Origin of the sequence: Haloferax sp. S1W, from assembly GCF_044593955.1 — an archaeon.
In the GTDB taxonomy this organism is placed as follows: Archaea; Halobacteriota; Halobacteria; order Halobacteriales; family Haloferacaceae; genus Haloferax.
Genome location: NZ_CP172595.1, coordinates 925,441 through 947,240, shown reverse-complemented (window position 1 = coordinate 947,240; position 21,800 = coordinate 925,441). Strand labels below are relative to the sequence as shown.

At 61.3% G+C, this 21,800-nt stretch carries 19 protein-coding genes; 11 read left to right on the top strand and 8 right to left on the bottom strand.

What is annotated here, in order from left to right; all coding sequences use genetic code 11:
* Positions 1-83: 83 nt before the first annotated feature.
* Positions 84-1,025 (bottom strand): NAD-dependent epimerase/dehydratase family protein, encoded by a 942-nt coding sequence (locus tag ACH9L7_RS04970; protein ID WP_396612631.1) that lies wholly within the window; start codon positions 1,023-1,025, stop codon positions 84-86.
* Between the two features lie 69 nt (positions 1,026-1,094).
* Entirely contained in the window at positions 1,095-1,781 is a 687-nt protein-coding gene (locus ACH9L7_RS04965) for a hypothetical protein (protein WP_396612630.1), read from the bottom strand.
* 569 nt (positions 1,782-2,350) lie between these two features.
* Here ACH9L7_RS04965 and aglF point away from each other — a divergent pair.
* Positions 2,351-3,079, top strand: coding sequence for a UTP--glucose-1-phosphate uridylyltransferase AglF (aglF, locus tag ACH9L7_RS04960; protein WP_074795588.1), 729 nt, complete (start codon positions 2,351-2,353; stop codon positions 3,077-3,079).
* 48 nt (positions 3,080-3,127) lie between these two features.
* Complete coding sequence (locus ACH9L7_RS04955; protein WP_396612629.1) at positions 3,128-4,018, top strand: glycosyltransferase; 891 nt, start codon at positions 3,128-3,130, stop codon at positions 4,016-4,018.
* Between the two features lie 40 nt (positions 4,019-4,058).
* Here the strand turns inward: ACH9L7_RS04955 and aglG are convergent, their stop codons facing one another.
* Positions 4,059-5,000, bottom strand: coding sequence for a glucosyl-dolichyl phosphate glucuronosyltransferase (gene aglG / locus ACH9L7_RS04950; protein ID WP_396612628.1), 942 nt, complete (start codon positions 4,998-5,000; stop codon positions 4,059-4,061).
* A 115-nt stretch (positions 5,001-5,115) separates the two neighbouring features.
* Between aglG and ACH9L7_RS04945 the strand changes: the two genes are divergently transcribed.
* Positions 5,116-8,262: an oligosaccharyl transferase, archaeosortase A system-associated gene (locus ACH9L7_RS04945; protein WP_396612627.1), complete on the top strand. Its 3,147-nt coding sequence runs from the start codon at positions 5,116-5,118 to the stop codon at positions 8,260-8,262.
* A 110-nt stretch (positions 8,263-8,372) separates the two neighbouring features.
* On the opposite strand, the gene aglM is transcribed toward ACH9L7_RS04945, so the two are convergent.
* On the bottom strand, positions 8,373-9,665 hold the full coding sequence (gene aglM / locus ACH9L7_RS04940) for a UDP-glucose 6-dehydrogenase AglM (RefSeq protein WP_396612626.1): 1,293 nt from the start codon (positions 9,663-9,665) through the stop codon (positions 8,373-8,375).
* A gap of 209 nt (positions 9,666-9,874) precedes the next feature.
* Between aglM and ACH9L7_RS04935 the strand changes: the two genes are divergently transcribed.
* Positions 9,875-10,843: a DUF368 domain-containing protein gene (locus ACH9L7_RS04935; protein ID WP_396612625.1), complete on the top strand. Its 969-nt coding sequence runs from the start codon at positions 9,875-9,877 to the stop codon at positions 10,841-10,843.
* Positions 10,844-10,891: 48 nt separating this feature from the next.
* On the opposite strand, the gene ACH9L7_RS04930 is transcribed toward ACH9L7_RS04935, so the two are convergent.
* Both ACH9L7_RS04930 and ACH9L7_RS04925 read right to left on the bottom strand, forming a co-directional pair.
* The gene (locus ACH9L7_RS04930; protein ID WP_396612624.1) at positions 10,892-11,047 is read right to left on the bottom strand and encodes a rubrerythrin-like domain-containing protein; all 156 of its coding nucleotides are present in this window, start codon (positions 11,045-11,047) and stop codon (positions 10,892-10,894) included.
* 134 nt (positions 11,048-11,181) lie between these two features.
* Positions 11,182-11,742: a class I SAM-dependent methyltransferase gene (locus tag ACH9L7_RS04925; protein WP_396612623.1), complete on the bottom strand. Its 561-nt coding sequence runs from the start codon at positions 11,740-11,742 to the stop codon at positions 11,182-11,184.
* A gap of 129 nt (positions 11,743-11,871) precedes the next feature.
* On the opposite strand from ACH9L7_RS04925, the gene ACH9L7_RS04920 reads away from it, so the two are divergent.
* Together ACH9L7_RS04920 and cutA are read left to right on the top strand one after the other, a co-directional pair.
* Positions 11,872-12,060 (top strand): HEWD family protein, encoded by a 189-nt coding sequence (locus tag ACH9L7_RS04920; RefSeq protein WP_396612622.1) that lies wholly within the window; start codon positions 11,872-11,874, stop codon positions 12,058-12,060.
* 26 nt (positions 12,061-12,086) lie between these two features.
* On the top strand, positions 12,087-12,389 hold the full coding sequence (gene cutA, locus ACH9L7_RS04915; RefSeq protein ID WP_396612621.1) for a divalent-cation tolerance protein CutA: 303 nt from the start codon (positions 12,087-12,089) through the stop codon (positions 12,387-12,389).
* A gap of 46 nt (positions 12,390-12,435) precedes the next feature.
* Here cutA and ACH9L7_RS04910 read toward each other — a convergent pair whose 3' ends face one another.
* Together ACH9L7_RS04910 and ACH9L7_RS04905 are read right to left on the bottom strand one after the other, a co-directional pair.
* Positions 12,436-13,107: a phosphoglycolate phosphatase gene (locus ACH9L7_RS04910; RefSeq protein ID WP_396612620.1), complete on the bottom strand. Its 672-nt coding sequence runs from the start codon at positions 13,105-13,107 to the stop codon at positions 12,436-12,438.
* A 30-nt stretch (positions 13,108-13,137) separates the two neighbouring features.
* Complete coding sequence (locus ACH9L7_RS04905) at positions 13,138-14,307, bottom strand: Cdc6/Cdc18 family protein (RefSeq protein ID WP_396612619.1); 1,170 nt, start codon at positions 14,305-14,307, stop codon at positions 13,138-13,140.
* Between the two features lie 367 nt (positions 14,308-14,674).
* Between ACH9L7_RS04905 and glpA the strand changes: the two genes are divergently transcribed.
* The 5 genes from glpA (at position 14,675) to ACH9L7_RS04880 (ending at position 21,751) form a co-directional block, all read left to right on the top strand.
* Positions 14,675-16,402, top strand: a complete 1,728-nt coding sequence (glpA, locus tag ACH9L7_RS04900; RefSeq protein WP_396612618.1) for an anaerobic glycerol-3-phosphate dehydrogenase subunit GlpA — start codon at positions 14,675-14,677, stop codon at positions 16,400-16,402.
* Positions 16,389-17,657: a glycerol-3-phosphate dehydrogenase subunit GlpB gene (glpB, locus tag ACH9L7_RS04895; protein WP_396612617.1), complete on the top strand. Its 1,269-nt coding sequence runs from the start codon at positions 16,389-16,391 to the stop codon at positions 17,655-17,657. Before glpA ends, glpB begins: the two co-directional genes overlap by 14 nt.
* On the top strand, positions 17,654-18,967 hold the full coding sequence (locus tag ACH9L7_RS04890) for an anaerobic glycerol-3-phosphate dehydrogenase subunit C (protein WP_396612616.1): 1,314 nt from the start codon (positions 17,654-17,656) through the stop codon (positions 18,965-18,967). Before glpB ends, ACH9L7_RS04890 begins: the two co-directional genes overlap by 4 nt.
* Positions 18,968-19,195: 228 nt before the next feature.
* Entirely contained in the window at positions 19,196-20,734 is a 1,539-nt protein-coding gene (gene glpK, locus ACH9L7_RS04885; protein ID WP_396612615.1) for a glycerol kinase GlpK, read from the top strand.
* Between the two features lie 3 nt (positions 20,735-20,737).
* Positions 20,738-21,751: a hypothetical protein gene (locus tag ACH9L7_RS04880; RefSeq protein ID WP_396612614.1), complete on the top strand. Its 1,014-nt coding sequence runs from the start codon at positions 20,738-20,740 to the stop codon at positions 21,749-21,751.
* The last annotated feature ends 49 nt before the right edge of the window (positions 21,752-21,800 follow it).

The window sequence follows — 21,800 nt, the reverse complement described above, 5'->3', positions numbered from 1 at the left end:
CGTTTCTACAATACAAGAGGTGGACTTCACCGACGGTCGGTTTACGTGACGACCGAATCAGCAGTGTCGGGGGAGAGACGCTGCTAGTTGTCGAGAATCGTGTCGAACAAATGACTATTTGAGAGGTACCAGTCGACGGTCGCATCGATACCTGCTTCGAACGAGTAGGATGGTTCATAATCGAGCAAGCGCTGCGCTTTCGAGATGTCCGCAACGTACCGACTGACCTCACCAGTTCGGTTGGGTTCAGTTTCTATGCTGATGTCTGCCCCGGTTGCCTCGACGACAGCCTCGGCGAGTTCGAGCAACGACGTGCCCTTTCCGGAGGCAATGTTGAACGTCGTCCCAGAGCACTTTCGGTGGTTGTTGACGACTCCGGCGACACCGTCGACACAGTCTTCGATGTACGTGAAGTCGAGGACCTTGTTTTCACCATAAACAGTGAGGTCCTGTCCGGCCTCAGCCTGCGCAATGAACAACGGAATCACACGGTTGGACGCGTCGTACTTACCGTAAACATTCGAGAATCGGAGGATAGTCGCGTCCATGTCGTAACACTGTTCGTACGACTTCACAAGCGCCTCGCCACCGATTTTACTCGCCGTGTACGGGCTTTCACACTCGTCAACGTACGTGTCCGTTTCGTCGTAGATTATCTTCCCATTGTTTCCGTAGACTTCACGACTGCTGGAAAAGACGATGTCAGAGCCAGCTTTGCGTGCGTATTCAAGAACGTTGAAGGTCGTATCGAAGTTCTCCTTGGCCAACTGCGGCCGCTCTACGAGCTGGTGAACACGCGCGTTTGCTGCCAGGTGGATGACGAGGTCAATGTCGTTAGGGAGTTGGTCGAGAGCGGACTCGTCACGGAGGTCGGTGACAATCGTCCGTTCGTTGACGCGGTCAGACCAGTAGTTTTCGACGACGTCGACGCCAGTTAAATCGTAGCCCGAATCTAAGAGTCGTTCAGACAGAGCAGTTCCAACCGTACCGCTGCTTCCAGTAACGAGGACGGACGAGATTGGCATATCTCGTTGATTTTGATGCACTGTCTTAAACAATGCGGGTGTGGTTCTGTGTTCGTCTACTACCCTATATTAGCCCGATAACTCGAAATCCGGTAGTGAAGCGATAATGAAAATCTTCGACGCCTGCAAGGTGGGGTCGGCTGCACCAGCATCCAGTCGGTTGGCGTCGAAATCGTATCCACGGCGGAGTTGTTCTGTCACCCACCACTGCCAATCTTCGGCGTCAACATCCTCCCAGAACGTCCACAGACACAGACCAACGTGGAATCCGGTGAGAATGTTGTTGAATCCCCGCTCAAGTGACGACACGGCATCGAGGTAGTCTGCTGTCGTCGCATACGAAACCACGTCTTCGATTAGGTCCGTCTCCCACGTACTCGCGTTCGGATAGGCCTTTTTCAGCATCGAGAGCCCATACAAATTGAATGAATGATACGCAATCTCCTTGTCCCGAATCCGATTTGATGGGACGTAATTTCGAAGGTACAATGGAACTCCGCCTGCGAGCGTTCGGTACGTCCGCGAACTCACGAGTGAAGATAACTCAGACGGTGTCGTCCACACGTGATGTTTGATGAGCCCAGAGGGATACGTTCCCATTCGGTTCGGAAGCTTGGCGATGAACCGACTGAGGTCTTCGTCAACATGCTTCGAGTAGTCTCGAAGCGACGCAGCAGCACCAGCAAAGAAGATTTGATGGTTGAGAGTCCGGTCGATTCCGAGGTCACGTCCATCTACCTCGAGTCTGCTCCACAACGCAGTCTCAGGGTCAAAGGGAAGTAGGAAGTAGAGATCCAGGGCTCTATCGAGATACTCGTCGTCATCAAATACCTCCGCAGCACGCGTGAATGCCAATATCGGAAAGGCTTGGCCGATGACTCCGTTACATCGATCCTTAGAAGTAGACTTCCGGCATTCGTACGTTCGCCCGTGCGGACGAAGCTCGTCCGACGCTAGGAACTCGAGAGCTTGCTTTGCACCTTCTTTAAACGAGTCGTCACCGGTACGCTCGTAACACTCCAACATACTGAGCGTCCAGCTAGCGGTCGTCCGAACCGAAGTCAGTGGGTCTCCATACACCCCATTTTTTCCGGGGGGAAACGACCCGTCAGAGTGTTGGGTCGCCATCGCCGCCGCTGTAGCATCCACCAGAATGTCGTACAGGGTTTTGGCCATTAGAAGTCGAATGATGTCCACACGTTCATGTAACTATTTGTTCGGGGGAAGCAAATAGTTCGGAGGTAGACGGTCGCTATCCACTCTGACACGTTAGACCAGACTCTCTTCCACAAAAGATATTTAAATAAGTACATAGATTTCTGCCCATGCAAGCAGTCGTTCTCGCCGCTGGCAAAGGGACCCGCCTCCGGCCACTCACGGAAGACAAGCCCAAAGGGATGGTCGAAGTCTCCGGAAAGCCCATCCTCACCCACTGTTTCGACCAACTCGTTGACCTCGGTGCCGAGAAACTCGTCGTCGTCGTCGGCTACAAAAAGGAAGTCATCATCGAGCACTACGACGACGAGTACCGCGGCGTTCCAATCACCTACACGCACCAGCGCGAGCAGAAAGGACTCGCCCACGCCCTCCTCACCGTCGAAGACCACATCGACGAGGACTTCATGCTCATGCTCGGCGACAACATCTTCCAGGCGAACCTCGGCGACGTGGTCAAGCGCCAGCGCGAGGACCGTGCCGACGCCGCCTTCCTCGTCGAAGAGGTCGACTGGGACGAGGCGTCCCGGTACGGTGTCTGTGTAACCAACGACTACGGCGAGATTACCGAAGTCATCGAGAAACCAGAAGAGCCGCCGTCGAACCTCGTCATGACCGGATTCTACACGTTCACACCGGCCATCTTCCACGCGTGTCACCTCGTCCAGCCGTCGAATCGCGGCGAGTTCGAGATTAGTGAGGCAATCGACCTGCTCATCCGCTCTGGTCGGACTATCGACGCGATTCGTATCGACGGCTGGCGGATGGACATCGGTTACCCGGAAGACAGAGACGAAGCGGAAACGCGACTGCAAGAAGCAGGGCTCACCTCGGAATAAGCGGTCGACCACAGCGGCTTTTTACCGGCGGGCGTCAACCGACTGCTAATGTCGGACCCTGACCGCCCAGTTGTCTCCGTCATCATTCCCGTCTACAACGACCCGAAGGGTATCGCCGACACACTCTCGGCACTTACGAAGCAGACCTATCCAGACGAGCGTCTCGAACTCCTTCCCGTCGACAACGGCTCCACAGATAGAACTCGCGAGGTCATTCGCCAGTTTGCCGCAGATAACGAAATCGTCGAGCTTGTCGTCGAAGACGAGATTCAGGGTTCGTACGCTGCACGGAACGCCGGCATCGAACGAGCGTCGGGAGAGATACTCGCGTTCGTCGACGCCGACATGTACATGGACGAGACGTGGCTTGAGACGGCGGTCGATGCCGCCGGAGACGCACCATACATCGGCTGTAACGTGGAGCTCGTCGTCGACGGCGACGCGACGCTCGCAGCGAAGTTCGACGCACAAACGGCGTTTCCCGTCGAGCGGTACATCGCCGAGCAGCAGTATGCACCGACCTGTTGCCTCCTGGTCCGCCGTTCGGTAGTCGAAGACGTTGGTCCGTTCGACGCGATGTTGGTATCAGGTGGTGACTCGGAATTTGGAAACCGGGTCGCACAAGCGGGCTATGAACAGCAGTTCGCTTCCGAAGCAACGCTGTACCACCCCGTGCGAGACTCGTTCTCGTCGCTCGTCAAGAAAGAACTTCGCGTCGGACGAGGACTGTGCCAACGCCAAGAGTACTACCCAGAGCGATTTGGACGTCCCGGTATCCCACCGCGTCCGAGTGGGGCGAAATCGGTAAATCAGAATTCGACCCAAGGGAGTTCGTCGGAGCAGGTTCTGTTTGCTATTCTCTCGACAGCGATGACCGGAGTTCGCGCACTCGGGTACTTCCGAGAATACGTTCGATACGTGCGCGGAAATGCGCGGTGAGTTCCGCGTCTGTAGGTTTGAGAGGTGCCAATCAGTCGAATTACGCGTTCGTCTTCTCCACTAACTCCGGCGTCAACAACCCGTAGACGTAACCGAATCCGACGGCGGCGGTGAACACGAAGATAGCAATCAGTTGCTGAACTTTCGCCATCGACGGCTCTTTGACGAGTTTGACGAGGCGGTCGACGACGTAGACGAGCATCAGGTCTCGCAGGTAGTCGTTTTTGTCGCCCGACGCCTCGGGGTACAGGAGGTCCATCACGCGCTTCGAGTAGCCCTGCCAGAACGACCGGAAGACGAGCCAGCGGAATCTGGTTCGGTACTCGAAGAGTTTGTGGTCCACGCGGGCGCGCTTATTGTAGATAACACGTTTTCCGGTGTTGTTGTAGATGCGAATGCAGACCGGTGCTTCGTGGGCCTGTACGTGCTTGTCACCCTTTCGGCCGGTGTTGGTGTCGTACCCGCCGGCTTCGAGAAACACGTCGCGCTTGAACGAGATGTTCGACCCGTAGGTGTTTCTCACCCGCTCCATGTGCTTGCCGAAGCCGCGTTCGTCACACCCGACGAGCCAGTAGAATTCTTCGGGGAAGAAGTCGGGTTTGCGCGCGACCCAATCGGGGACGACAGTGCCGCCGACGGCGACAGCGTCGGGGTTGTCCTCATAGGTTTCGACCAGTGTCTCAATCCAGTCGGGACGGGCCGTCGCATCGTCGTCGATCATGGCGACGATGTCGCCGGACGCGAGTTCGGCACCTTTCGTACGACTGTAAGAGATACCGCGGTTTTCGTCGTTACAGTGGAGTACGACGTTCTCTCTGTCACCGAAATCTTCCTCGACACGTGCGAACACTTCCTCGTTCCCGTCGACGACGAGGACCACTTCGAGGGGTTCGTAGGTCTGAGCGAGCGCGCTCTCGACGGCTTCGGTAAACGGTTCGTACCGGTCCATCGAGTACGTACAGACCACGACGGAGACTTTCATCGCCCGGTGCTACCGAGGACGGCCGAATAAGCATTGTCCTTCGCTCGAATTCACCCGAATCGGTCGAAATTGCCTATCACAAGGCTTATGAACGGCTTGACAGTTGTTGGGCACAATGAGCGACGAGCAACGAGAGCATTCGCCTTCCGTGGCGGATCTCGCTCGCGACTGGTATCACATACCGGTCCTCTCGGCTATCGTACTCGTCATGCTGTGGATACGGCTCCGCAGTTATGACGCGTTCACCCCAGAGGGCTCGGTGTATCTCTCAGGAAACGACGCCTGGTATCACCTCCGCCAGGTGGAATACACGGTCAAGCATTGGCCCTCCACGATGCCGTTTGACCCGTGGACCGAATTCCCGGTCGGCCGAACTGCGGGTCAGTTCGGGACGATATACGACCAACTCATCGCGACCGCGGCACTCGTCGTGGGTCTCGGTGACCCGTCGGCAGACCTCATCGCGAAGACCCTCGTGGTCGCTCCCGCGGTCTTCGGTGCGCTAATCGCAATTCCGACGTACCTTATCGGGAAGCGCCTCGGCGGTCGTCTCGGCGGCATCTTTGGAGCAATCGTCCTGATGCTGCTGCCCGGAACGTTCCTCCAACGCGGTCTGGTCGGGTTCGCTGACCACAACATCGCCGAGCCGTTCTTCCAGGGCTTTGCCGTCCTCGCTGTTATGATTGCCCTCACGGTCGCTGAGCGCGAGAAGCCCGTCTGGGAACTCGTCCAGGCCCGTGACCTCGATGCCCTCCGAGAACCCCTGAAGTGGTCCATCCTCGCCGGTGTTGCGATGGCAATCTACATGTGGTCGTGGCCACCGGGCATTCTCCTCGTCGGTGTCTTCGGTCTCTTCCTCGTCCTGAAGATGACCTCCGACTACGTGCGTGGCCGGTCTCCCGAACACGCCGCGTTCGTCGGTGCAGTCTCGATGATCATCACCGGCGTCCTGATGTTCATCCCGTTCAACGAACCGACGTTCGGTGTGACGGACTTCGGGTTCCTTCAGCCGCTCCTCTCGATTGGTATTGGTCTCGGTGCTGTTTTCCTCGCCGGCCTCGCTCGCTGGTGGGAGTCGAACGACATCGATGACCGTGGTTATCCGGTGACGGTCGCTGCCCTCGCACTCGTTGGTATTGGTCTCTTCTCGGTCATCCTCCCCGATGCCTTCGGGAGCATCGCCAAGAACTTCCTCCGTACCGTCGGGTTCAGTGCAGGTGCGGCGACGCGCACTATCGGTGAGGCACAACCGTTCCTTGCGCAGAACACGCTTCAGGCGGCCGGTATCTCCGCCGTGGACCGCATCATGTCGGAGTACGGCTTCACGTTCTTCACCGGTGTCGCGGCGGCCATCTGGTTCGTCGCCAAGCCGCTCGTCCGTGACGGCGAGACGCGCAAGATTGGCTACGTCGTGGGAAGCCTCGCAGCGATTGGCATCATCTTCCTGCTTCCGGTGATTCCGGACACCATCGGAAACGCAGTCGGACTCGACTCCTCCCTCATCAGCCTCGCTCTCGTGACCGCACTCATCGTCGGCGCGGTGATGCAGGCTGACTTCGAGAGCGAACACCTGTTCGTCCTCGCGTGGGCGGCCATCATGACCGCGGCCGCGTTCACGCAGGTCCGTTTCAACTACTACCTCGCAGTCGTCGTCGCGGTCATGAACGCGTACCTCCTCCGCGAGGTGCTCGCACTCGACTTCGTCGGTCTCGCTAACGTCGACCGATTCGAGGACGTTTCGGCCGGGCAGGTCGCGGCAGTCGCTGTTGCGCTGCTCCTCGTTCTCACGCCGGTTCTCATCGTTCCGGTTCAGCTCGGTAACGGACGAGCGACCAACACGGCGCTTCAGGCCGCCGAGACTGGTCCCGGTCCGGTCACGCAGTGGGAAGCAAGTCTCGACTGGATGCAGAACAACACCCCCAAGGAAGGTTCCTTCGGCGGGGAGTCCAACGAGATGGACTACTACGGGACGTACAAGTACACAGAAGACTTCGATTACCCGGACGGAGCCTACGGCGTGATGTCGTGGTGGGACTACGGGCACTGGATTACCGTTCTCGGTGAGCGGATTCCGAACGCCAACCCGTTCCAAGGTGGCGCGACGGAGGCGGCGAACTTCCTGCTCGCCCCCGACGAGGAGCAGGCCAATGAAGTCCTCTCCTCGATGGGCGACGACGGCGAAGGCGAAGACACCCGCTACGTCATGGTCGACTGGCAGATGGCCTCGACCGAATCCAAGTTCGGTGCACCGACCGTCTGGTACGACGAAGAGAACATCTCCACGGCGGACTTCTACAACCGTATCTACCGCCTGCAAGAAGAGGACGGTCGAACTCGGCTCGTCTCCTCGGCGAACGTCCACGACCAGCGGTACTACGAGAGCCTCATGGTTCGGCTCTACAAGTTCCACGGGAGTTCCGTCGGACCGTCACCGGTCGTCGTCGACTGGGAGACGCGCAGTAACGCCAACGGGGTGACGTTCCGTACGACGCCCGCCGACGGTCAGGCCATCAAGACGTTCGACAACATGAGCGCGGCCGAGCAGTACGTCGCCAACGACCCGACGTCACAGATTGGTGGCATCGGGTCGTTCCCCGAAGAGCGTGTCGCCGCTCTCGAACACTACCGCCTCGTGAAGTCGTCGAACAGTTCGGCGCTCAGATCCGGGTCGTTCCAGAACTCGCTCATTCGGGCGGGCAACACCTACGGTCTCCAACCGCAGGCGCTCCTCGGCAACAACCCGGCGTGGGTCAAGACGTTCGAGCGCGTCCCCGGCGCGACGGTCGAAGGCAGCGGTGCCCCAGCCAACGCGACGGTGACCGCACGCGTTCAGATGCGCGACCCGACCACGGGTACGAACTTCACCTACACGCAGCAGGCCCAGACGAACGCAAACGGTGAGTTCACGATGACGCTGCCGTACTCGACGACCGGCTACGGCGACTACGGTCCCGAAAACGGCTACACCAACGTGAGCGTCCGCTCGACGGGTGACTACGCCTTCACCGGGCCGACGACGTTCGAGGGCAACAACACCCTCGTCACCTATCAGGCACAGAACGTCAGCGTGGACGAAGGCCTCGTCAACGGCGCTGAAGACGGCACCGTCGAGGTGACGCTCGAACGCACCGAACGAGAACTGACGACGACGAACGATTCGTCGTCGAACGAAACCGCGACGAACGAGACCGCAACCAACGAAACTGCGACGAACGAAACGGCCGCCATCGACGCTGGCGCGCTGCCCGCAGTCGCCGCGTAAGGTCGGTCAGTTCGGTACTCACTTCTTCATCTTTCGAACCGGTGAGCGACTGCGAGCGGGTTCGCTGCGAAGCGAACGAGACCTAAAAGAGACAGGCGACGGGCCGTGAGTTAGACCAGCGACTCGTAGTCGATGCCGTCGCGGCGGGTGACGATACGGCGGCCGTCGATGACGACGCGCTCGCGCATCTCGTCGAACTGTTCGTCGAGGGCGGCGAACTCGTCCCAGTCGGTTGCGACAAGAGCGGCATCCGCACCGACGAGAGCGGCGGCCGCGGAGTCGGTGTACTCGATGTCGGGGAACAGTTCGCGCATGTTCTCGGTGGCGACGGGGTCGTAGCCGACGACGTCCGCGCCAGCGTCGAGGAGTTCCTCGATGAGCGGAATCGACCGCGACCCGCGAATGTCGTCGGTGCCGGGTTTGAACGAGAGACCGAGGACGGCCACGCGCTTGCCCTCAGGGTCGAATCGCTCACGAAGGAGGTCGAGCATCCGGACGGGTTGGCCGTCGTTTACGTCCACGGCGGCCTGAAGGAGACGCGGTTCGTAGCCGCGCTCGCGGGCGGCGTTGATTATCGCCGCGGTGTCCTTCGGGAAGCACGACCCACCCCATCCGAGACCGGCCGCGAGGAACGACGACCCGACACGAGAGTCGAGTCCGACCGCTTCGAGTACCTCGTAGGAGTCGACGCCGAACTCCTTGCAGATGTTCGCGAGGTCGTTCGCGAGGCTAATCTTCGAGGCGAGGAAGGCGTTGTTCGCGTACTTAATCATCTCCGCCTCTCGGATGCCGGTCTCGACGACGTGCGGGTCGTCGGCGCGTTCGACGAGCGGGATGAATATCTCGCCGAGCAGGTCGAACGCCCGGTCGGTGTGGGCACCGACGACGACCTTGTCGGGGTCGAGGAAGTCCTCGACTGCGGTACCCTCGCGCTGGAATTCGGGATTCATCGCGATGTCGAACTCCTCGCCGACGGTCTTTCCGGATGCCTCCGCGACACGCGGGCCGACGACTTCCTCGGTTGTGGTCGGGATAACCGTACTTTTCGTGATAACGAGGTGGTAGTCGTCTTTGGCGGCGAGGGTCTCCCCGAGCGAGGTGGATGCTGCTTTCACCGCGCTGAGGTCAATACTGCCGTCGTCGTTGGCAGGCGTCTGGAGGGCAAGAAACGTCGCATCGGTGTCGAGAATCGCCTCGTAGTCGGTCGTCGCTCGAAGTCGGTCGCCAGCGTGTTCTTCGACGAGTTCGTCGAGGCCGGGTTCGTGAATCGGAGACTGGCCGTCGTTGAGCGCGTTCACGATGTCTTCGTCGATGTCGACGTTGACGACATCGTGACCCAAGTCTGCGAAACATGCCGCGATTGTCGTCCCGACGTACCCGCTTCCGATGATACTGAGCTTCATTAGATCACCTGTCGCTTTCGAGTGGTTTGATTCTTTCCGACAGACGCGGATTCGAAAGCCATCCAACGGTTGCGCCGAGAAGCACATCGCTGAACACGGTGTCAGAGACAGTGTTCGAAAAGACAATTTCTAAACGTAGTCTCTGAACGAATGCTCGCAGAAGCGAACGGTGGACTGATATCCTTCGCGGTGAAGAATCGGAACACGAAATGACGACGGGAACCGACGAACGGTCCGCGCTCGTACCCTGGGTAGTCCTCTATCTGAAGGGTGTCTGTATGGGTACGGCTGACGCCGTTCCAGGTGTCTCCGGCGGCACCATCGCACTCATCACGGGCATCTACGAACGTCTCATCAGTGCCCTGACCGCTATCACACCAACGCGCATTCAGCGCGTCCTCGCGGGCATCGCATCGACCCGGCGCGACGATGCGCTGTCCGCACTGCGTGAGATAGACATCGGGTTCCTCATCGTCCTCGGTGCAGGTATTGCGACCGCCGTCGTCACCGTGACGCGCGTCCTCGACACCGCCATCGACCAGTTCCCGGTCATCACGTTCGGGTTCTTCTTCGGCCTCATCGGTGCGTCTGCGGTCGTCCTCTACGGGCAGGTGTCACTCGACGGTCCGCGGCAACTCGGCGCGGCTGCCGCCGGATTCCTCGTCGCGTTCGTCGCGTCGGGGAGCGCCGGAACCGCGCTCGGACACTCGCCGACGGCAACGATGTTTGCGGGAGCGATTGCGGTGAGCGCGATGATTCTTCCCGGCATCTCTGGCTCTCTCATCTTGCTCCTCCTCGGCCAGTACGAGTTCATGACGGGCGCGCTCAAGACGTTCGTCGATGCGCTTTTGGACGTTGTTATGGGTGGTCCGGCCACCGCGCTCGTCGAACCGGGGGCTATCGTTGTCGCGTTCATCTCGGGCGCGCTTATCGGCCTGTTCACCATCGCCCACGCAGTCCGCTGGGCGCTCGAACACTACCGACGTGCAACCCTCGCATTCCTCGTCAGCCTCATCGTCGGCGCGCTCCGCGCACCAATCGTCAAGGCCAGCGAGAAACTTACCGAGGGGGGACAGACGTGGACGACCGAACTCCTCGCGATTTTCGTCGTCACGGCGATTATCGGTGCCGCGCTCGTTCTCCTCGTGGACCGATACACGTCGGTCATCGAGTCCTAACCCGGTACAAAGCGAGGGGGAAAGTCGGGAGACGGACCCCGAGCAGGGTTATTCTCGGGGAACAGCGATGTTCCGGACGCTCCCACCGCAGGATGGACAGGACGCAACGTGTGAGGAACTGACTGTTCGTGTGCCGCACGAACGACACTCGTAGTACCCTTCTGCCGCCTGATACCGGTCTATCTTTGAATTGTGTAAGACCATGACAACCAATAGCACAAGATTGTAAATAAAATTTGTCATGATATACCACATATATGACCTAGGAAATACAATATAGGGAGGGGTATCAAGACATACAACCGGTGAATTAGCAATAACCCCACTCTTTGTAAAATTCAGTCTCTCCTCCGGGCCGTACAGACGAACGTCTCGTGGCGCGTCGCTCCGTGAGTGACGGTGAATCCGGCCGCTTCGAAGTCGGCGACGGCATCGCCGAGTGCGAATCGCTCGTCGGTCGGCGGTCCGGCGTGGCCCTCACCAGTTGCAGTCCAATCGACGGTGACGACACGGCCGCCCGGTTTGACGACCCGCGCGAGTTCGGCCAGTGCCTCGTCGGTGGCGAACTCGTGGTACGTCATCGTCGAGAACGCGGCGTCGAGCGCGTCGTCGTCGAACGGGAGCGAGGCGATATCGGCGGTGACGAACGCGACGTTCTCCGGTGCGCCGTTCTCCCGATAGAAGTCGTGCATGGCTTCCTGAACGTCCACGGCGTACATCGTCTCGACGTAGGGGGCCACGTCGTCGGTGAAAAAGCCGGTGCCGCTTCCGAGGTCGGCGACGACGGCGTCCGGTCGCGGGTCGAGCAGGGAGAGTAATTCTTCACGAGAGACAAACCGATACCGGCTCGGGTCGTCGAGTTTCGCCGCCGAGTCGATATCGAAGGTGTGGAATCCCATACGAGACGTGCGTTCGGAAGGATGTAAGGTGCATCGGTCGCCGAGGAGTAATGTCCGAATGTTACACGGCACCCACCGAATATGCCGTCGGCGATGGGCTTTTGCATGCCGACAGACACCGTTTCACGTATGGAACCCCAACTTCGACGACCGACTCGACGCGCGTGTGAGCGCTGCGGTCGCGTGGAACGATGGGACGACGACGAGACGACGTGGCGCGTCGCGTCCGAAGACGGCGAAAAGCAGGTCGGAAGCCCCTACTGCATCCACGAGTGGGACATCAACGGCCGGTTTGCACCTTTCGAAGAGCCAGCATAACATGACGGCGCTCGCGGTGGTCTGAGATGCCGACGGCCTACGTGACCGTGCCGTCCGACGCGGCGGGCGAACTCGCCCGCTCGCTCGTCGAGGAACGACTCGCGGCGTGTGTGAATCGCGTTCCCTGCCAGTCGGTGTATCGGTGGGAAGGCGAGGTCCACGACGACGACGAGGTCATCCTCCTCGCGAAGACGACGGCCGACCGATACGACGAGTTCGTCGAGCGGGTCGTCGAACTCCATCCCTACGACGTGCCGTGCATCGAGCGGTTCGACGAATCGCACGTCCTCGACGAGTACGCGGCGTGGGTCTCGGACGAAGTGAAGTAGACGAACCCGAAAGCGGCGAGACGCCACGTTCGGCTCTCGACCGACCTTACGACTCCTGCAGCGACTTGAGAACCGAGAGCGTCCCGTCCATATACGAGTCTTCGAGGACCTCGTCCGCGGCGTCTTTCGCTACGTCGTCCGCGTTCGCGACGGCGTACGATTGGCCCGCAACGCGGAACGTCGACGCGTCGTTTTCGCTGTCGCCGATTGCGACGAAGTCCGCAGGGACGTAGTCCAACTGCTCACAGATGTGTTCGAGGCCGACACCCTTCTCGACACCCGGACTCTTCACGTGGTACGCGAAGCCGGTATCGACCACTTCGAGGTCGAACTCGGCGGCGACCGCTCGAAGGAGGGCTTCGTCCGCATCGAGACTGATAGCAATCTCCGTCTCGCGCCAGCGGTTGACGGTATCCGCGGGACCCCATCCGAGGTCGCCACCGCGGGCGACGAACTCGTCTGCCGCCGCCTGTGCGGCCTCGCGGTCGCCCGCGAAGGTTACGTCGCCCCCGACGAGGACGACACCGCCGTTCTCGGCGACGACCGTTTCGGGGAGTCCGAGATAGTGGCACAGAGAGACGGGATAGGGAAACGCCTTCCCGGTGGCCAGCACCACGGGAGCGTCCCACGACGGGAGCACGTCGAAGGCGCGGGGGTCGAGATGGCCGTCGGCGTCGGTGAGCGTCCCGTCGATATCGAGTACGAGCGGTGGAACCATACCCCCGCTTGGGAGACGGAGCAAAAAGAATCAGCGGTCGGTGCCGTCGAGGCCGCGGTAGACCAGCGTAGAAAAGTTCGGAACGGGGCGCGTGGCCGGCCGACCCGGACCGTTGGTCGCCGACGCGACCGCGACCCGGCGGACGATGCCGAGGTCCGATAGTTCGTAGAGGACTCGCCGAACAGTCGCCATCGAAAACGAGACCGAGGGACGTTTGGCGATGGCTTCGGTCGCCGCCGTAACGGATTCGCAATCCTCGTCGTCGAGTTCGACGAACGTCCGAAGCACCTGCTGGCGGTTCTCCGAGAGCGCGAAGACGCGGCCGAGCGAACACCCATCTTCGGGGACGGCCTCGATTCCGTCGCGGACGTGCTCGGGTTCGATAGCATCTGCGTCGTCCGCTGCTGCGAGGGTCGCCGCGCCGTAGAGCGCAGAGAGGGCGTCGTGGGCGTCGCCGTCGGCCCAGTCCGCGATATCGTTCGTCACGTCGTGGGTGAGCGCGGTTCGCGTGATGGCGTCCGACCCACGCTCGGCGAGGATGTCGGCGAGTGCGTGTCGCTCGTAGGGTGGAACTTCGAGGGATGCCACGTCCGGTTCGGTGGCTGACGGCGAGTCTCGGCCGACCGCGATAACCGACACGTGCGGTGATGCCTCGGCGAGCGTCTCGATGGCGGTTGTCGCACTGTACGTCATCGGTTCACCGACGTGGTCCACGGCGACGACCGCCCGTCTGTCGTGCGCGAGTCGGTCACCCAGGCGAGTCCGAAGCGACTCGATACCGACGCCTTGCGACGGGACCGCTTCGTCTGTGAGCGCGTCAACGACGGCGTGGAGGAGGGCGAATTCGGTCTGGGCGGTGCGGGCGTCGACGTAGGTAAACGATATCGTCGGCGGCTGAACGGCACGCGTCGTGGTGTAAATCACCGAGCGCGGCGACGGAATTGCCTGTGAGATATGGTCGAACAGGGAAGTCACGAGCGCGGATTTGCCCGCGCCTTTCGGGCCGTGGACGTACGCGTGTGAGGGGAGCGAACCGTCGAACACTGGGTCGAGGTGGTCGAGGAGCTTCTCGAGCGTCGGCCCGCGGCCGGTCGGTTCACTCGGGTGGGATGTCGGGTCCAGCACATTCACGTCGCGGACGATTCGGCGTCGTGACTCGCCACGGTTCCGGCGTCGCGCGATTCGGTCTTCGAGTCGCATGAGGGGACGTCTCTTAGTTCACCGATATCCGATACATGGATAAAAATGAGCATACTGTCGCCTCGTCGGTGCCGCTCGAATGACACTTTGTTCGTGGTGGCTCAAGCGACCACTTCGTCCCGCCGCTTTCAACGCTGATGAACGTCACTATCGAACCCATTGATACGAGCGCCAATAACTATTTTGAACATTCATTTTGAAACCCTCCTGTCCTATTCTACCTTCCGTAGAAACCGTTTACTCCGCTATTCGACGGGGTTGAACGCGGATGGGTGACTAAATGAGAGGTCCAATTGTTGAGATAAAACGCATCGATGGCCAGTGGAGGTAAAATAAAGTGCCCCCGGTTCTACTTCACTGAAGACGGATGAGTACATCGCCGAGCGTTCTCGTCATCGGCGGGGGGTCCACCGGCACCGGTATCGCGCGCGACCTCGCGATGCGCGGGCTGGACGTAACCCTCGTCGAGAAGGGGAACCTCACACACGGGACAACGGGGCGGATGCACGGGCTCCTCCACAGTGGCGGACGCTACGCGGTATCCGACCAGGCGTCCGCAAAGGAGTGTATCGTAGAGAATCGCGTCTTGCGGCGAATCGCGGGACACTGCGTCGAGATGACCGGGGGGCTGTTCGTCCAGCGACCCGAGGACGCTGACGAGTACTTCGAGAAGAAACTCGAAGGGTGTCGCGAGTGCGGCATCCCCGCGGAGGTTCTTTCGGCAGAGGAGGCCAGAAAGCAAGAACCGTATCTCGCGAAGGACATCAAACGGGCCATCAAAGTTCCAGACGGCGCTATCGACCCGTTCCGCCTCTGTGTGGCGAACGCCGCGAGCGCAATCGAACACGGCGCGCGCATCGAGACGCACTCGGAGGTCACAGACGTGCTCGTCGAGGACGGCGAAGTCGTCGGCGTCGAAGTTACGCACAAGTCCGGAACCGGGCCGTACGTCCACGGAAACCCCGGTGAGGTCGAAGAGATTCACGCCGACTACGTGGTCAACGCGACGGGCGCGTGGGCGGGACAAATCGGCGACCTCGCGGGCGTGGATGTCGAAGTTCGTCCCTCGAAGGGCGTCATGACCATCATGAACACCCGGCAGGTCGACACGGTCGTCAACCGCTGTCGGCCGAAAGGTGACGCGGACATCATCGTCCCCCACGAGACGACCTGTATCCTCGGCACGACCGACGAAGAGGTCGACGACCCCGAAGATTACCCCGAAGAGGGCTGGGAGGTCGACCTGATGATAGACACGCTCTCGGAACTCGTGCCGATGCTGCAAGACGCGCGGACGATTCGGTCGTTCTGGGGTGTGCGACCGCTCTACGAACCGCCGGGAACCGGCACCGAAGACCCGACTGACATCACCCGCGAGTTCTTCTTACTCGACCACTCCGAGCGCGACGACCTGCCGGGTATGACGAGCATCGTCGGCGGCAAACTCACCACCTACCGGATGATGGCCGAGAAGATTTCCGACCACGTCTGCGAGAAGGTCGGCGTCGATGCCGAGTGCCGCACCGCCGACGTGCCGCTCCCGGGAAGCGAGGATTTCACCGTCCTCCGCGACTACATGGACGACTTCGGCCTGCGCTCGCCAATCGGCCGCCGCTCGGTCCAGCGCCTCGGCTCTCGCGCCGACGACGTGCTGACCAGCATCGACCCCAACCCGGTCGTCTGTGAGTGCGAGGCCGTTACCCGCGCCGAGATTCAGGACTCGCTCGACACCGCCGGAACCGACCTCAACTCGGTTCGCATCCAGACGCGCGCCTCGATGGGGAACTGTCAGGGCGCGATTTGCTGTCACCGGATAGCCAACGAACTCGCCCCCGACTACGACGAGGAAATCGTTCGCGCCTCGCTCGACGACCTGTATCAAGAGCGCTGGAAGGGCGAACGACACGGCATGTGGGGCGAACAGCTCTCGCAGGCGGCGCTCAAGCACATGCTCCACGCGACGACCATGAACCGCGACGAAGACCCCGCAGCGACCGATTCGAGCATCGATTTCGCGGCGTTCGACGACGGGGCCGTCGCGGACGGCGGCCGCGACGCGCACACTGTTTCGGAGGGTAACGATGGCGATTACTGACGACGTACTCGTCATCGGGGGCGGCCTCGCCGCCTGTACGGCCGCGCTCTCGGCCGCCGAAACTGGCGCACAGGTTCGCCTCCTCGCACACAAGAAAAGCACGCTCAGACAGGCCAGCGGCCTCGTCGACGTACTCGGCTACGCGGGCGGCGAGGGGCCGTTCGCAAATCCCTTCGACGCCATCGACGCCCTCCCCGAGAACCATCCGTACCACCTCGTCGGCGAAGACGGCATCCGCGACGGACTGCGCCTCTTCGATGAGGCCGTAGGCGATGCATACCGCGGCGGCCATACCGACGACAACGCGCTCGTCGTGACCTACGGCGGGTCGATGAAGCCGACCGCACGGTACCCCACGTCCGTTGCACCCGGCCTCCTGAGTTCGTCCGGCGACATGCTTCTCGTCGGCATCGAGAACCTCACCGACTTCGACGCTCCCGTCGCCGCCGACCACCTCGCTGCCGCTGGCGTTCCCTTCTCGGTTCGCGGTGTTACCCTCCCGTTCCCCAAATCGTTCCGCTCCGACGCCAAGGTCACGCGCTTCGCCAAAGCGCTCGACCGCAACGAGTCCGTCGACGGCGGAACGGTCCGCTCGGTCCTCGCTGATGCTGTTGCAGACAAACTCGACGGTGAGTCGCGGGTTGGATTCCCGGCGGTACTCGGCGACGACCACGCCGAGGAAGTCCGCGACGAACTCGCCGACCGACTTGGCGGTTCCGTCTTCGAAGTCCCCACCGGCCCACCGAGCCTTCTCGGCCTGAAACTCGAAGATATGCTGTTCGACGCCCTCGACGAGGCGGGCGTCCGCATCTCGTCCGGCAATCCAGCCGTGGATTTCGAGGCCGACGACGACCGAATCGAGACGGTCCTCGTCGACCAGAAGAGTCGGCTGACGCCCTACGAAGCCGACCAAATCGTCCTCGCGACGGGTGGCCTCGTCGGCAAAGGACTCGACTCGGACCGCGAGCGCGTCACCGAACCAGTGTTCGGCTGTCACGTCCCGCATCCCGAGGACCGCTACGACTGGTCCGAACCCGAGGCGTTCGGCGACCACGAGTTCGCTCGGTTCGGTGTCGTACCGGACGACGAACTCCGGCCAACTGACGCAGACGGCGAATCGCACTTCGAAAACCTGCGTGCGGCGGGTGGCGTCGTCGGTGGCGCACACGTCGCACGCGAGAAATCCGCGAGCGGCGTCTCGCTTTCGACCGGCGCGGTCGCTGGACGCCTCGCGGGGGAGGACGCAACCCAATGAGCGACGCAGAGACACCACCAGACCCGACAAGCACACCCGGTGAACAGACCGAAGACGAGTTCGAACCCGTGGAGGTGTTCCCCGAGAGCACGGACATGGACCTCCGCCCCGGCGCGGACAACTGTTACAAGTGCACCGCCTGCGACGTGTCCTGTCCGGTCGCGGAAGTGGACGACGAATTCCCCGGGCCGAAGTTCCAGGGGCCAGAGCAGTGGCGCTTGAAGCGCAAAGAGGACGCCTCGGTGGACGACTCCATCATGTCGTGTTCGAACTGTATGCGCTGTGACGACGCCTGTCCGTCCGGCGTCCCGCTCAGTCAGATGCACAACGCGGCCCGCGGCGAGTACGTCGACGAGGAGATGGACAAACTCTCGCGGGAGTACATCCGCAACCGCATCCTCGCAAACTACCGGACGCTGGCCGAACTCGGCAGCATGTTCCCCCGCCTGACGAACGCCGTCATGGGGAACTCGCTCGTCCAGCAGATAAACGAGAAAGTCCTCGGCATCACCGCCGAGCGCGAGTTCCCCGCGTTCGCCACCCAGACGTTCCGCGAGTGGTGGCACGAACGCGGCGGCCCGCAGGTTCGCTCCGAAGACAAGCGCGTCGCGTACTTCCACGGGTGTTACTCCAACTTCAACACGCCCGAAGTCGGGAAGGCGATGGTCCGCGTCTTCGAGGAGTTCGGCTACGAAGTCGTCGTCCCCAAGCAGCACTGCTCGGGGACGCCGATGTTCGCAAACGGCATGGTAGACGACGCGAAGCGCGCCGCGGGCATCAACGCCGAGAACTTCGCCGGTCTCATCCCCGAGGGCTACGACATCATCGCCTCGTGTACCTCGTGTTCGATGTCGCTCAGACAGGAGTACCCCGAACTGTTCGACATCGACGGCATCGAAGACATCTCCGAACACACCTACGACGCGCTCGAATATCTCCGCATCCACGAGGACCTCGAAAGCGCCATCGCCGACGCGTCGGTCTCGGAGCAGTCCTTCGCTTACCACGCGCCGTGTCACGCCCGTAATCAGGGCCTCGACCGGCAGGCGGTCGAACTCTTCCGCGAACTCGACGGCGTCGTCATCGAAGACGTGGGTGACTCCTGTTCCGGCATTTCCGGCACCTACGGCTGGAAAGAAGAGAAGTACGACACGTCGATGCAAATCGGCGCGGACATGTTCGACCACATGGAGCACGCTGAGGGGAATGTCGGCATGACCGAGTGTCCCACCTGCTCGATGCAGATGGAACACGGCACCGGCTACGACATCAAACACCCGCTCCAACTACTCGAGGAGGCGCTGGTCTGAGCAGGCATCGTACCGCGGTCACGGAATTTGGTCGGTTCCACTTGTTTACTGTTTCAACAAGTACCAGTATAGAATATTGTTCGGCGTTCTAGGCCGAGTAGGAGCTTCTATAAGACATTCCTCACTAGTCGTCAGTATCCGGTAGTAAAGAAACATTTATCATGGTTTTTCCACCATGTACTGACGTTCGGGTTCTCTTTGTGGGAACCCACCATGAGGTTGGTTAGAATGACAGGAGAAACATACGTTGGTGCCATCGACCAAGGTACCACAGGCACGCGATTCATGGTTTTCGACCACGACGGCAAGGTGGTCGCAAACGCGTACGAGAAGCACGAACAGATTTACCCCGAACCCGGTTGGGTCGAACACGACGCGAACCAGATTTGGGAGAACACGAAGAAGGTCATCAACGAAGCGCTCGACGATGCGCTTCTCGACGCCGAGCAGCTAGAAGCCATCGGTATCACGAACCAGCGCGAGACGACTATCGTCTGGGACCGCGAGAGCGGCCAACCCATCCACAACGCCATCGTCTGGCAGGACCGCCGGACGACCGACCGCATCGAGACGCTCGAAGCGGAGGGCAAGACCGACGACGTCCGCGCGAAGACGGGCCTCGAACCCGACGCGTACTTCTCCGCGACGAAGGCCGAATGGCTGCTCGACAACTCCGACCCTATCAAGCTTCAGCGCTCGCGGCCGGAAGATATCCGTGACCGTGCGGAGGAGGGTGAACTCGCCTTCGGTACCATCGACACGTGGCTCATCTACAAGCTGACTGGGAACCACATCACCGACGTTACCAACGCGTCGCGGACGATGTTGTTCAACATCCACGACATGGAGTGGGACGACGAACTCCTCGACGAGTTCAACGTGCCGCGTGCGATTCTTCCCGAAGTCCGCCCGTCGTCCGACGACAACTACTACGGAACGACCGATTCGAGCGGCTTCCTCGGTGCCGACATCCCCGTCGCGGGTGCCCTCGGCGACCAGCAGGCCGCACTGTTCGGCCAGACCTGTTTCGACGCTGGTGACGCCAAGAACACCTACGGTACCGGGTCGTTCATGCTCATGAACACCGGCGAAGAGGCCGTCATGTCCGAACACGGCCTTCTCACCACCGTCGGCTTCCAGCGCTCCGGCGAACCCGTCCAGTACGCGCTCGAAGGCTCCATCTTCATCACGGGTGCCGCAATCGAGTGGCTCGAAGACATGACGCTCATCGAGAGCGCCGGCGAGTCCGAGAAGCTCGCCCGCTCGGTCGATTCGACTGACGGCGTCTACTTCGTTCCCGCCTTTGCCGGTCTCGGTGCCCCGCACTGGGACCAGCGCGCTCGCGGGACCATCGTCGGCATGACGCGCGGCACCCGCCGCGAACACATCGTTCGTGCGACGCTCGAATCCATCGCGTTCCAGACGCGCGACGTCGCCGAAGCCATGCAGTCCGACAGCGGCATCGACCTCGCCAGCCTTCGCGTGGACGGCGGGGCGGTCAAGAACAACTTCCTCTGTCAGCTTCAGTCGAACATCCTCGACACCGAAATCGTTCGCCCGCAGGTTGACGAGACGACGGCACTTGGCTCCGCCTACGCCGCCGGTCTCGCCGTCGGCTACTGGGAGAACTTGGACGAACTCCGCGCGAACTGGCAGGTCGACCGCGAGTTCGGACCCTCGGACCCCCAGAACGTCGAACACCGCTACGGCCGCTGGAAGGAAGCAGTCGACCGCTCGCTCGACTGGGCGCGCGACACGGAGGAATAAAAGATGGCACTGGACCAACTCTGGGCAATCGAGATACTCATCGCCGCCTTCGCGGGCGGTGCCTTCGGTGCAGCAATCGGTGCCCTTCCGGCGTTCATCTTTACGGGCTTCATGGTCATCGCTGGCGAGACGGCGACGTACGTCGACGCCGATGCAGGCCAGATTACGAACGCCATCGCCTTCGGTGCCCCGTTCTCCCCGGCAATCAGCTTCGCGGGTGGCGCGGCCGCCGCAGCCTACGCGGCTAACCGCGGCTACATCGAATCCGGCTTCGACTACCACAACGCGAAGGACATCGGCTTCGCGCTCGGTTCGAAGCCCGACGTGCTCGCGGTCGGTGGTATCTTCGGTATCATCGGCTACTGGCTGACCGTCCTCTCGGGAACGTTCAACATGCCGTACGACCACATCGCGATGGGTGTGACGCTCTCGGCGCTCATCCACCGCGTCGCCTTCGGCTACGACATCATCGGCAAGGTCCGCGGCAGCAGCCTCCTCGACATGACGCCGTTCGAGCGCGGTGAGACCCGCAGCGGCGCAGTCGCCGACGGTGGCGAAAGCGCACGTATGAGCGTCGAACCGTGGCTCCCGAACATGTACAGGTGGGAAGAAGTGACCGCTATCGGTATCGTCGTCGGTCTCATGGCCGCGTACATCGCGCTCTCGACCGGCAGCGCGTTCCTCGCGTTCGGTATCTCTGCGGCGAGCCTCATCTTCCTGAACCTCGGCGTCGAGCGCATCCCCGTCACCCACCACATGTCGCTGCCCGCATCGACGGCGGCGCTCGCGTACACCGCGGGTGCGACCGAACTCGGTGCCGCAGCGCTCATCATCGGTGGCGTCTTCGGCGGTATCTGCGCCATCTTCGGTGAGGCGTTCCAGCGCGTCTTCTACGCACACGGCGACACCCACTGGGACCCGCCCGCGGCCGCAATCGTCTTCGGGACGTTCCTCGTCGCAGTGCTCGCAATCGCCGGCGTCTTCCCGAGTTCGTCCTGGGTCGCACTTCCGTTCTAACGCGACCTGGCACGTCTCACTTCGACTGACTCACGTCCCCACTCGTTTT